An 11,166-nucleotide genomic window follows, 5' to 3' on the forward strand; every position below is an offset into this window, starting at 1 on the left:
TGACGATTGTGCTGTGCTTCGAGGGGTCGAAGGACAGCAAGTAGTAAAAAGCTCGTGGTATCTAAAACAAGTTGGCTGGACAGGCTTGGAGAGAGATCTTTCAGGTTCGAAGTGAAAAGTTCGCAGGGGTCTCTGGATCGCAGCGTACTTTCCAAAGTCGATCAGAAGATTTCCCGCCGGGCCGATGCCTCGCCGGGTGTGATTGCAAAGGGACTGGCATTGGTCGGTTCACGCAAGCGATTCCGCCTGGTGGCAATCTGATTGCGATTCGGTCCTGAAGTTCAGGCTTTCTGACGTTGTAAGTTGAGTTTACGGCGTCGAGGGTCCGATATCAGAGAAGGTCGCAAGCGTGGATTGCGGAATCAGAAATGTGAAGGTTCTCCATGGTGGCTGAAAAAAATGCTCCCGGTGTGGTGGTCACCGGTCTGGGTGTGATTTCGCCGGTCGGAATTGGCAAGGACGCCTTCTGGACCAACATGGCTGCCGGCAAGTCCGGAATCGGACCGCTGAAGTCTTACGCCAGCCAGAATCTGCCGTGTAAGCTCGCTGCTGAAATTCACGATTTCGATCCTCACCAGTACATCTACCAGAAGAAATTCCTGAAAGTCATGTCCCGTGACATTCAGCTGGGGGTCTCGGCCGCCAGCATGGCCATGCGGGATGCCGGGCTCTCTGCCGGCGATGTCGACCCGGAACGACTCGGTGTCGAGTTCGGAGCCGGACACATCGCCTTCTCCCCGGATGAACTTTCGGAAGCAGCACGGGATTTCGAGAATCCCGAAAACCAGAACGGGTATCCCCGCTGGGGCGAAGACTCCCTGGGGAAAATCGCTCCGCTGTGGCTGCTGCGACAACTCCCGAACATGCCGGCCTGCCATGTGGCGATCGAACACGACGCCCGTGGGCCGAATAACACCATCACCAGTGCCGATGCTTCCGCCCTGCTCGCCTTGCAGGAAGCAATGCGGTGCATCAAACGCGGTCAGGCAGATGTCATGATCGTCGGAGCCTGCAGCTCCAACATCAACCCGGTTGACATTGCCCGCATCAGCCTCATCGACAGCCTGTCCCGCCAGAACGATCCCGAACAGGGCTGTCGCCCGTTCGACCGTGACCGTGACGGCACGATTGTCGGCGAAGGTTCGGCAGTGTTCGTTCTGGAAAGTTACGAACATGCCCGCGCCCGCGGCGCGGAAATTTACTGTGACGTCCTGGCTGTCGGAGCCGGGTGCGACGGGCGTGGTCAGGAGAACGTCACGCGCGGTCGAGGCCTGGCCTGTGCCATGAACTCCGCGATGCGGCTGGCAGGGATTTCGCCTCGCGACATCGGTCACATCAACGCACACGGCAAGAGCACGCGTCGCGATGACTGGGTCGAGTCCCGGGCTTACCACGAAGCCCTGGGCGGTGATGTCGGACGCATTCCCGTGGCTGCTCTCAAGAGCTACTTCGGAAACTTCGACGCCGGCTCCGGAGCTGTGGAACTGGCCGGAAGTATTCTCGCGCTCAAGCACGGTGAGCTTCCCGCCACTCTGAACTATAAGCATCCAGACCCGCTGTGCCGGTTGAATGTCACCCGCGAACCGTTGCGATTGCGGTCCGGAGTCGCCATGAGTGTCAACCGCACCGCCATGGGACAGAGCGCTGCAGCCATTATTCGGGCGATCTGAAGCAGGGCCTTCGAGAGTCCTTCCAGGTGATGTCTGAAGGCGCGGACGGAACGTTCGGGCCACTGCGTCGATGGGGCGTCGCAATCCTTGTTCAGCAGGACTGTGATGATGTTGCGGGCCACACGTCGACAGAAAGTCCTGGCAGGCGCCATTGCACTTCTTTCGGCTTCGACGTTTTCCGTCTGGTGAATCTGGACCAGCCTTGTATGTCCCGACTTCGCCGAGATTCTGGTCCCTGATCCATCGCTCCCTTCCGCCGGAACGCCGCACTGTCGTGAGATTCGCTGCAGGGGGGATTTTGCCCGTTTCTTAGGCGAATTTTGAAATCTGGTCCCAGAAGTCAGGCCAAAACTCTGTTCTCATGACTATTCATGTGGGGCGGCATTTTATGGGACTCCAGGACTCCTTGCTTCCATCAAGAGCTGCCCCCTTTGTGGGAATGTGGGATGATGTGGCGATTGGAAAATGACAATGCCGTTACCTAAAGAACAGCAGTTTCTTGATCTGTTCCTGGCCAATCAGCATCGTATCTATCGATTTATCGTCTCGGCTGCGCCACGTTGGATCGATGCGGAGGAAATCTTCCAGCAGACGTGCCTGACGCTCTGGGAGCGCTGGGATCAGTATGACGCCGAAGGCGAATTCGTGAGCTGGGCCTGCAGCATCGCAATAGGACACCTGAGAAACCACATCCGCAAGAAGCAGAACCATCAGGTCTTATTTCAGAACCAGGTCCTGGAGCAGCTGGCCACCGTCCATTCAGAGCAGCAGGTCTTTCTGGAGAGCGTACACGACACGCTACGTGCATGCCTGAATAAACTCCCTGCCGATGCGCAGCGTATCCTGGTGCACTACTACGACGGACAAACAGGGCCGAAAGTGGTCGCTGAGAGAGAAGGGAAATCGCTGAATGTCGTCTATAAACTGGTTCGCAAAATTCGTGGCCGGCTCTACGACTGCATGACACGGAACATGGCTGGAGGAGCTGCATCATGAACGCTCTTCCTGCACGATCCCGCATCGACGACCGACTGGTGGATCTCGTCGAGAGATATACCGAAAGCGGTCTTTCCGAATTGGAAATGAAAGAGCTCGAAGACCGGATTCTCCGAGATCCGGATGCACAGGCATACTTTGTCGGTCACCTGACAATTCTCTCGAGTCTGCAGTGGGAAATGCGCCGGGGTGTCATGGACGCGGCGCCGGTGGAATCACTTCTGTCAGGGACTCGCCATGGGAAGCGTTCTACGTTTTTCACAAAAACGAAACTTGCAGCTCTTGCCGCAATCACCTTGTTCATGGTGACGGTTGCAACATTGACACTGCGCCGCCCGGCACCTGTCGAACGGCCAGTCGCGATCCCCACGGAAGAAGCTCCGCAGCAGGAACCGTTGATTCGGTCCCGAGAAATTGTGGTGGCAAAACTCGCGGACGTCGGCGATCAGGTTGTGATTGGTCGCAATGGGCTGAAACATCCCGCAGTGGCCGGAATGAAACTTCTGGCCCGTGATTCGCTTCAGGTTCCCTATGGAGGGACCGCGCTGTTGACGTTGTCGAATGAGGCCAGCATTCAGCTGGGGCCTCAGTCCATCCTGACATTCGAGCACGAAGGGCGTCCCGAACTTCGGGAAGGGTATGCGGAAGTGAATTCCTCCAGCGAATTCGATTCGCTTTCCTGGAGTATTCGAACGTCGACTGCCGACACGGAAATTCGTTCCGGGCATATTGCCTTAGGGGCCAGCGCAACTCAGACTCGCGTGCGGGTCGCGTCGGGCACTGTGCAAGTCATGCGTCGGCGTGATGGGGCGATGGCAGATGTGAGTGAAGGATACTGCTCGACGATCGACACTGGCGATAGCATCAATCCCATTCCGAGCCGATACGGAACCGCATTACTGATTGTTTCAAAAAGCCAGCACGAGCTCCCCGGATGGGCAGCGTTCAATAACCTGGTCAGCAACCGCCTTATCGGCGAACAGCTCTGGCGATCAGCTCTTTCTGTTAAAGTGCGCACGTATGAGGAAGTGACCCCGGAAGACGTTCAGGAATGTGTCGTCGCTGTCGTTTCTCTGTTTCCCTTTGAGGTGAACGCCGAAGAGCATCTGCGTCGTTGCGGGCTTCCCGATGCCGCTGTGCCGGTCATCTGTCTGGAAGTGGGGGGATTTCCGGTTTTTGGCATGACCGGGAACGAACACGGTAAGGATTATGAATTCGTGAATGGAGAATTTGGAATCGACATTGCGCGCCCTGGGCACCCGTTGGCAGCAGGGTTTCATGGTCAGAATCTGGGGGTCTTTACGGAAAATAATACGCTCGTTCTCGGATGGGCGAACCCGGTCAACACCGCCAGGGGAATTGCACATCTCTCCGGACTTTCCGACAAGTGGGTCCTGTTCGGATTCGAGAAGGGGGACAAGATGCTCAACGGGGTCGCTCCGGAACGGAGAGTCGGGCTCATTATCAGCCCCGATGGGATCAGAGAGGGATCGCCCGTGCTGAAATTCATCGACGCTGCCGTTCAATGGTGTGTCGAAACTGCACCACGCACTCTGTAGCATCCCGTTGCCGGTGACCAGAAACACGAAACCGGCTAATGCAGATCCTGAGAGATCACGGACGTGATTACTTCAATTTCTGACGTTGCAGAAGTCCGAACGCGGCAGCGGCCCGGACATCGAGATCCTGGTCACCTGCAAGTTGTTCGAGAATCTGCCTGGAGTGTGCATCCGTTCTGTCGGCCAGCTCCAACACGAGAAAGTACCGGCCCACAGGAACGCCCGCTTCCTGCGTCAGATCCCAGGCCATTTCATGCCCGCAGGCGAGGGCAAAGACGAGTCGCGTCAACGCGGGGAACGCTGGCTCGGTGACTCCTTCTCTGAGTTTGAGCAGCGTTTGTTGGGGGAAATCTTTCAGGTGCCACAGGACATAAGCGCCACGTAATCTGCAGAGATCGTCTCCTGAACTCAGGCAGTCGGTCAGCCCGGAAATGGCTGCGACCCTGCTTTCTGTCTGTGCCAGACGCCATAGGGCAAGCGGGGCGGCAGCATCCGTGGGTGAATGTGCAGAGGACTCGACGAGCGGCAGCTCTTCGGGAAGGATCGGCGCTTGCAGCTTCGCCAGTGATTCCATGGCATGAGGCCGAAACGCGGACGTTTCCTCAAGCAGCGTTCGCCGAATCTTCGCGATGGCTTCTTCGCGGGCCGCAGCGGAAATTTCCGCACGCGCTAACACTCTCCACACGGCCACCTGATAGGCCGAGGCTGGACCGTCTCGCTCAGACTGAAACCGGGCCAGCACGTCGTCGCGGTCTCCAAGAAGAAGGAGCGACTCCGCTGCATGCACGCTGATCATGCCGGCAGGCTGATGGAGAGCCTCCTGCAACGTTGCCCGCAATTGAGAGTCGCTGATCCTGGGGAATTCCGTCTGCATCTCAGTTTTCTCCGCCACTGCCTGCAGGGCTGTTTTCCACATCGAACTCTTGCGCTTCCCGACGACGAGGACTCGCCAGATCGCTCCGGGCACTGCGATGATAGATCTTGAATAGATTCGTACCACACAATACCACTTCTGGTGATGCGTTCAAGCGGCTGCCGCGATCGAGCTTTCTGTACGTGGGGCGATGACGGGAAAATGTTGCGAAGGCCCCATCGTTCGGCGCGCAGCTTCCACTCCTGTCAGAGCGGATGCCGCCTGCGATTCTTCGTCAGATGGAGAGATTCAAGCACCGCTCAAGGTGTGCTTGCGGTCTCGAGGTAGAGCTTGTGCTGCAGGATGTACTGTTCGACCGCGCGCGGGGTCTGAAAGCGGATACTGCGATGGGCCGCACTCCGCTGGCGAATTTCCGTCGAGGAGATTTCGATGCCGGGCATCTCCACCACCTGAAAGCAGGCCGCGGCATCTTCCCCCAGTTCATCGACAATGATGTTCAGGGGGACCGGACCTCGGGCTCGATTCACAGCGATCACGCCGGCCAGTTCGAGAATGCCGGTCGGATCTTTCCAACGCGGAAAATCCGCCACCGAGTCTGCTCCCATGATGAGAAACAGCTCTGCATCGGGATGTTTGTTCGAAATCTCGGTCAGCGTTTCAACGGTGTAGCTGACCCCTTTACGTTTGATTTCCAGGTCGGAGAGGACGAACGCGGGATACCCGGCCAGGGCCAGTCGCAGCATTTCCACCCGTTGTTTGGCAGTGGCGTGCGGTGCGGTCTCTTTCAGCGGGGAATGGGCGGCTGGAATGAACCAGACTTGATCGAGTCCACACGCTTCGCGGGCGGATTCCGCCAGCAGGAGATGTCCCAGGTGGATCGGATCGAATGATCCCCCGTAAATGCCAATTTTCATGACGAGCTGCGTTTCCTTGAGAAGTCAGTCGGTGCCGGATGAGCAACGATTCTGACGATTCGGAACGCAGAACGCAAAAAGCAAAGCCACCGAGATCCGACTGAGGGGCGCACCAGTCGGAAATCGGCGGCTTTAGAGCGCTTCCAGACCATTTCCGGACTGATCCGGAAATGAATATATGCAGGCACATGAATAAGCATACTTGAATGGATGGCAGCTGTCAAAACAGACAGGATGTTTGAATTCTGGGAAATTTCCTCAAGGTGGATCGATTCCGTTTTGCATCAAAAAGGTGCATGATCTGATCTGAACGAAAGTTGCTGGAACTTCGATTCGTGATACTCAGAGAATTTCTCTGCTCGCATCAGGACTGCGAGCGGGATGTCGGCAGCTTACTGAACATGATGGTGTTGAAGATGTTGAAGCGAAATCATCCTCGTGCTGGTGGTCTTGCAGTCCGCATTCTGGGGAGCCTGGCTGTGCTGATCGCCCTGGGAGCGATTATGTATTTCGCTCTCCCGCGCGAATCTGGCCCTCGCGTTTCGCCAAACAAGCCGAATGATCCGGTGGACAACGAAGCCCGACGCTGCGAAGACCAGCTTGCCGATCTCATGGAAGGTCTGAACCCCGGCCGGCTGGGGATCTCTTCCGACCGGGGCCAGATCATGGATCGCCTCAACAACTGGAAGTCGGAATGCAGTTCGCAGATTCGGCAGACCCAGCCCAGCAGCGACAAAGCCCTGATCGAAAAACTGCTTGCCGGGGAGCAACTCAACAGAACCTTGAGCGAGCGTTACCTCGCTGAAGATGCCAACCACATCCGCATGTGTCTGCTCGCACGGGATATCGTCACGCATGTGGTCGAAGGAAACACATCCAACGTCGACCGTGCCGTCTCCCTGTTTGATTTCATCAGTCGGAACGTTCTGCTCATCAACGATGAGATTCGGGACAAACTTCCCCTGACACCCTATGAGTCGCTGCTGTTTGGCCTGGGGACAGCCCAGGATCGCGCGTGGATCTTTGCCGAACTGCTCCGTCAGATCCGGACCGATGTCGTGATTCTGACACCGCGGGATGAGGCCAAGGCCGAGCACTGGCTGGTGGGAGTCATTGAACCGACTCAGGGAATTCTGCTGTTCGATCCTCGTCTGGGGTTACCGGTCCCCGCCGCCGGAAGTTCCATGGAGACACTCTACCCCAAGGTTCCAGCGACTCTCCAGGAAGTGCGAGACTCCGACGCAGCACTTCGACAACTCGACCTGCCGAACGATCCGTATCCTCTTCAGTCCGAGGACCTGAAAGACCTGAACGTCGCAATCATCGGCACCAGCAGCGGCTGGGCTCCGCGGATGGCCTTGCTGCAATACCTGCTTCCGGAAGGGACCAGTGTTGACCTCTACGACGGCCTGGGAGCCAACGAACTGCGGTCGCCCGGCATGGAACAGCGAGTCGTCGATGCCGGCAAGAACGATTTGTGGTCTGCAGACCATGTCAGCATCTGGCCTTATCCCGCCCAGGCGGAACAGGCCTTTGAAGCCACCCGCGGAGAAGGAGAAGAAAACAGTCAGCTGGCGATTCTGAATGTCATCTTCAAGGGGCCGTATGTCCCTCGCCCGACCGGGGAAGATGGGAAGACGATCACGCCAACCCCGATCGAAAAGTCGCTGCACTTCGTCCGCATTGAGCAACTCAGAGGGAAGTACAATAACGCCATCCGGGACTATCTGCCGGTTCGCACCACCTGCAAAACCTTCCCCAATCCTGCGAACGATGCCGCTGCGGAGTTCGGGACCTTCTGGGTGGGGGTCTGCCAGTACAACACGCAGAAGATTCGAACAGCGCTGGGAACGCTCGATCGCTATGCAGCGACTCAGGCCGAGAGCGTCGGTCGTCGGCGATCGGCCGGCGAATACATTGCCGACTGCCTGCTGGCACAGAAGAACTACGAAACGGCAGTGATGGTGATGCTCAATCTCCCCCCGGGATTCGCTCCCCGGCGTGACGAGTATCTGGTGCATCGCTGGTGCAAGATTGGCAATCTCAATCTGGAAGAGGTCAAAGAGAAACGACTCAAGCTGATCACTCCGGAAAACGCCCCTGCGGAGGCGAAACCGGAACCGGAATCGACTCCGGCTCCTGATGAAGCCAAGGGGGAAATGAAACCGGAAATGAAGCCGGAGATGAAAGCAGAGGGGGCTGGTGAAACACCGGCCGCTCCCACGGATGAACCAAAGCCGGAGGGTGAAGCAGCGACTGACAAGCCAGCCGAAGCTGCTGGAGAAACAAAGCCGCAGCCACCTCCGGTTGAGCTTCCGGTCCCCATCGAAACACCTGTAGAAGAAACCAAGTAGGCGACATGCTCAGCTTTTTGCGTCGCCGCTGGTTCATGGTCGCGATCCTCCTGCTGATCCCGTTGGGGATCTGGCTGGGGTTGAGGGCGCAGCCTCGTGAAGTTTCACAATTCCCCAAATGGATTGTGCAGATTGTCAGCGGGGTGATGACCGCCCTCATTCTCTTCCTGATGTCGGTCACCTTGGAAAATCGGCGACTGTGGCAGTCGCTCCGCGCTCCGGCCCCGGTCATCTGGGGAGCGACGGTCTGCTATCTCATCATTCCCTTGATGGCACTGGCCCTTCTCCCCCTGCAGCAACTGGGAGACTTCGCGGTCGGATTGATGGTCGTTGCAAGCGTTCCCAGCACTCTGGCCGCTGCGAGCGTCTGGACCCGGAAGGCGGGGGGCAACGACGCAATTTCTCTGCTGGTGACGGTGCTGACGAACGGCACCTGTTTTCTGGTGACCCCTCTCTGGCTGCAGTTCGGGCTGGGGGACGCAGTGAACCTGAATGCCCGTGAGCTGATCCTTCAACTCTTCCTGACGGCGCTTCTTCCGATCCTGGTCGGTCAAAGTTTTCGGCTGTGGCCCTGGTTTCGGAACTTCGCGGATAACGCCAAAAACGGGTTCAATGCCGTTGCGCAGGTCTGCATTCTGGCCATCGTGTTCTGGGCGTCCGTCCAAAGCGGAGTGAAGGTCAACGCAGGGGAATCTGCTGCAGGCGGGCTCCGGGTGCTTCCGGCCTTGGTTGCGTGGGGAAGCTGTATCGTCCTGCATTTCGCCGGGCTGGTTCTGGCGATCTGGGGAGGAATTCTCTGGCGATTCTCCCGCGAGGACACCGTCGGGACCGCATTTGCCGGGAGCCAGAAAACGCTGCCGATCGGGTTGTTTGTGGCTGCCAGTGTGGCGGGAGACGCCCCTTTCGCCCTGTTGCCGGTGTTGATGTTCCATGCCTCTCAACTGGTGCTCGACACGCTTCTGCTCGATCGCCTGCAACGCTGGGTGAGTGGTGGTGCGGAGGAAACGTCCGCTGAAGTCTCTGGCGACGCCTAAACCGGACAGACCGCCACGCGATGGATTTCCCGGGCTCTTGCTGAGCCGCCAAAGCTTTCTGGTGTGACAGACGTTTTTGTCCATCATCTTTGGCATCAATGTGTTGCGTCCATTTGAGGCGATGTAAAAGAATTTTTCAGGAAAGTGGATCGAGGAGAGTTGAATCATTCAGCAGTCGCCGATAATCTTCCTGTGATGAGATTGAGTCTCAATCTCGTGTCAAGACTCAGCCAGCAAAGTCCTTTCGGATGCCAGCGACGTTGCGACGAAAGCCGCCCAGGCATGTGCCCCGGGCCGCCCTTTTCGACCGCCGTTACTATCACTGGAGGTTTTTGATGCTGATCTCGCATCCTGATTTTGCTTCCGGCCGGTTCACCGAGCCGCGCATTCCAGCACTCCTCGCCACAGACTCCTTCGAGTCGCTGGCCGAGTTGAGTTCTGCTTCAAGAACGCTTCCCTGGACGGAAATGGCCGCGCCGGTGAAAGCACCTGTGGGTGCTGCCAGCGGGTGCCCCGGTCGATGCGCCCTGACGTGCCGCCGCACCTGCGAAGCTCATCGATCAGATGACAAGCAGTCGGCACCGGCCGCTCGGTCCGCATAGAGAAATTCTCGGCTGATGCAGCACATGGTTGCTGCATTTCTCCCTCGCCGCGATCGCCACAGCTTACACCGCTGCAGGCGTCCTCGCCCGGGAGTCCGTTCAACTCCAAATCAACTTCAGGAACTTTACTCACATGCAAAAACTGACTCGTCCCCACTCTCCGCGCAGCGTCGGATTCACGCTGATTGAACTTCTGGTGGTGATCGCGATCATCGCCGTCCTCATTGCCCTGCTGCTCCCCGCCGTCCAGCAGGCCCGCGAAGCCGCTCGCCGATCACAGTGCAAGAATAATCTCAAGCAGATCGGCCTGGCGATGTACAACTACGAAAGTACCCACAGCGTCTTTCCGGCGGGTGCGATTGAAGACTCCAATCCTGGGAGTTCGGGGATTGGAGCTAGCGGATTTACCCTGATGCTTCCGTTTCTGGATCAATCGAACTCTTATAACCGGTACAATTTCAATGAGCATTATTCCTCAACGTATAATCAAGGGGTGCTGAATCAGCGGGTGACAACCTTTTTGTGTCCCACGATGACTATTCCCCGTAATGCTCCCGAGGTTCAATGTATCGTCTCAGGGCTCCCGGAGACAGGAGCTCCTTCCAGCTACCTGCTCAGCGAAGGGACATCCAGCTATGCGGGGTCGACGATGATGGGAAGTACACAGGGAGCGGACGGAATGTTCCCAATCGTGTCTCCGTTGATGTTCCAGACCCCATGGAATCGCTGCACTCGCGTTGCCGATGTGACTGACGGTTTGAGTAATACCCTGGCAGCGGGAGAAAGCACTTGGAACTTCGGCAACTACAAATGGGGTGCGTCCGCGTGCGGAACTTCGGGTCTCAGTGGAACTCAACGATGGGGAACTGCTCGCTGGGGTGTGGGATACCCAAACTCTGCGGTGGGTAATACCGGCGGCGGATTGAACAATTTTGCAGCATCACCTGCTGGTTATTCCAGCCAACATGTCGGTTCTCTGAACTTTCTGCTGGGAGATGGTTCGGTGAGATCGATCAGTCAGAACGTCAGCATCGGTACTGTTTCCGCTCCAGGGGTACTTTACTCCCTGACGACAAAAGCGGGTGGGGAGGTTGTCGGTGAATTCTAAAACCCCCTATTACATGGCGATGAGTCTGCTTCTCCTGTGCTGTAGTCAAGGATGC

General features: G+C 57.4%; 10 protein-coding genes. 8 read left to right on the forward strand and 2 right to left on the reverse strand.

Going from position 1 to position 11,166, the window contains the following annotated elements; genetic code table 11:
• The first annotated feature begins 111 nt into the window (after positions 1-111).
• The 4 genes from SH661x_RS12285 (at position 112) to SH661x_RS12300 (ending at position 4,225) form a co-directional block, all read left to right on the forward strand.
• The gene (locus SH661x_RS12285) at positions 112-261 is read left to right on the forward strand and encodes a hypothetical protein (RefSeq protein ID WP_437221744.1); all 150 of its coding nucleotides are present in this window, start codon (positions 112-114) and stop codon (positions 259-261) included.
• Positions 262-383: 122 nt separating this feature from the next.
• Positions 384-1,670 carry a beta-ketoacyl-[acyl-carrier-protein] synthase family protein gene (locus tag SH661x_RS12290; RefSeq protein ID WP_437221746.1) on the forward strand — a complete coding sequence of 429 codons (1,287 nt, stop codon included), beginning with the start codon at positions 384-386 and terminating at the stop codon, positions 1,668-1,670.
• Between the two features lie 471 nt (positions 1,671-2,141).
• Positions 2,142-2,666: a sigma-70 family RNA polymerase sigma factor gene (locus SH661x_RS12295; protein WP_437221748.1), complete on the forward strand. Its 525-nt coding sequence runs from the start codon at positions 2,142-2,144 to the stop codon at positions 2,664-2,666.
• On the forward strand, positions 2,663-4,225 hold the full coding sequence (locus tag SH661x_RS12300) for a FecR domain-containing protein (RefSeq protein ID WP_437221750.1): 1,563 nt from the start codon (positions 2,663-2,665) through the stop codon (positions 4,223-4,225). The genes SH661x_RS12295 and SH661x_RS12300 overlap by 4 nt, the downstream gene beginning before the upstream one ends.
• Positions 4,226-4,292: 67 nt before the next feature.
• Here SH661x_RS12300 and SH661x_RS12305 read toward each other — a convergent pair whose 3' ends face one another.
• Positions 4,293-5,141: a hypothetical protein gene (locus tag SH661x_RS12305; RefSeq protein ID WP_437221753.1), complete on the reverse strand. Its 849-nt coding sequence runs from the start codon at positions 5,139-5,141 to the stop codon at positions 4,293-4,295.
• A 257-nt stretch (positions 5,142-5,398) separates the two neighbouring features.
• On the reverse strand, positions 5,399-6,013 hold the full coding sequence (gene nadD, locus SH661x_RS12310; protein ID WP_437221756.1) for a nicotinate-nucleotide adenylyltransferase: 615 nt from the start codon (positions 6,011-6,013) through the stop codon (positions 5,399-5,401).
• 335 nt (positions 6,014-6,348) lie between these two features.
• On the opposite strand from nadD, the gene SH661x_RS12315 reads away from it, so the two are divergent.
• The 4 genes from SH661x_RS12315 (at position 6,349) to SH661x_RS12330 (ending at position 11,111) form a co-directional block, all read left to right on the forward strand.
• A complete protein-coding gene (locus tag SH661x_RS12315) occupies positions 6,349-8,367 on the forward strand; it encodes a hypothetical protein (protein ID WP_437221758.1) in 2,019 nt (672 codons plus the stop codon).
• Positions 8,368-8,372: 5 nt separating this feature from the next.
• The gene (locus tag SH661x_RS12320) at positions 8,373-9,401 is read left to right on the forward strand and encodes a bile acid:sodium symporter (protein ID WP_437221761.1); all 1,029 of its coding nucleotides are present in this window, start codon (positions 8,373-8,375) and stop codon (positions 9,399-9,401) included.
• A 335-nt stretch (positions 9,402-9,736) separates the two neighbouring features.
• Positions 9,737-10,003: a hypothetical protein gene (locus SH661x_RS12325; protein ID WP_437221762.1), complete on the forward strand. Its 267-nt coding sequence runs from the start codon at positions 9,737-9,739 to the stop codon at positions 10,001-10,003.
• Between the two features lie 133 nt (positions 10,004-10,136).
• A complete protein-coding gene (locus SH661x_RS12330; RefSeq protein WP_437221764.1) occupies positions 10,137-11,111 on the forward strand; it encodes a DUF1559 family PulG-like putative transporter in 975 nt (324 codons plus the stop codon).
• The last annotated feature ends 55 nt before the right edge of the window (positions 11,112-11,166 follow it).

Source organism: Planctomicrobium stercoris, from assembly GCF_051465655.1.
Classification (GTDB): domain Bacteria; phylum Planctomycetota; class Planctomycetia; order Planctomycetales; family Planctomycetaceae; genus Planctomicrobium.

Excerpts from the sequence above, each read along its gene's own strand:
- SH661x_RS12320 (WP_437221761.1), top strand. The coding sequence starts at position 8,373 with ATGCTCAGCTTTTTGCGTCGCCGCTGGTTCATGGTCGCGATCCTCCTG.
- SH661x_RS12295 (WP_437221748.1), top strand. The coding sequence starts at position 2,142 with ATGCCGTTACCTAAAGAACAGCAGTTTCTTGATCTGTTCCTGGCCAAT.
- SH661x_RS12330 (WP_437221764.1), top strand. The coding sequence starts at position 10,137 with ATGCAAAAACTGACTCGTCCCCACTCTCCGCGCAGCGTCGGATTCACG.
- SH661x_RS12290 (WP_437221746.1), top strand. The coding sequence starts at position 384 with ATGGTGGCTGAAAAAAATGCTCCCGGTGTGGTGGTCACCGGTCTGGGT.
- SH661x_RS12305 (WP_437221753.1), bottom strand. The coding sequence starts at position 5,141 with ATGTGGAAAACAGCCCTGCAGGCAGTGGCGGAGAAAACTGAGATGCAG.
- nadD (WP_437221756.1), bottom strand. The coding sequence starts at position 6,013 with ATGAAAATTGGCATTTACGGGGGATCATTCGATCCGATCCACCTGGGA.
- SH661x_RS12325 (WP_437221762.1), top strand. The coding sequence starts at position 9,737 with ATGCTGATCTCGCATCCTGATTTTGCTTCCGGCCGGTTCACCGAGCCG.
- SH661x_RS12300 (WP_437221750.1), top strand. The coding sequence starts at position 2,663 with ATGAACGCTCTTCCTGCACGATCCCGCATCGACGACCGACTGGTGGAT.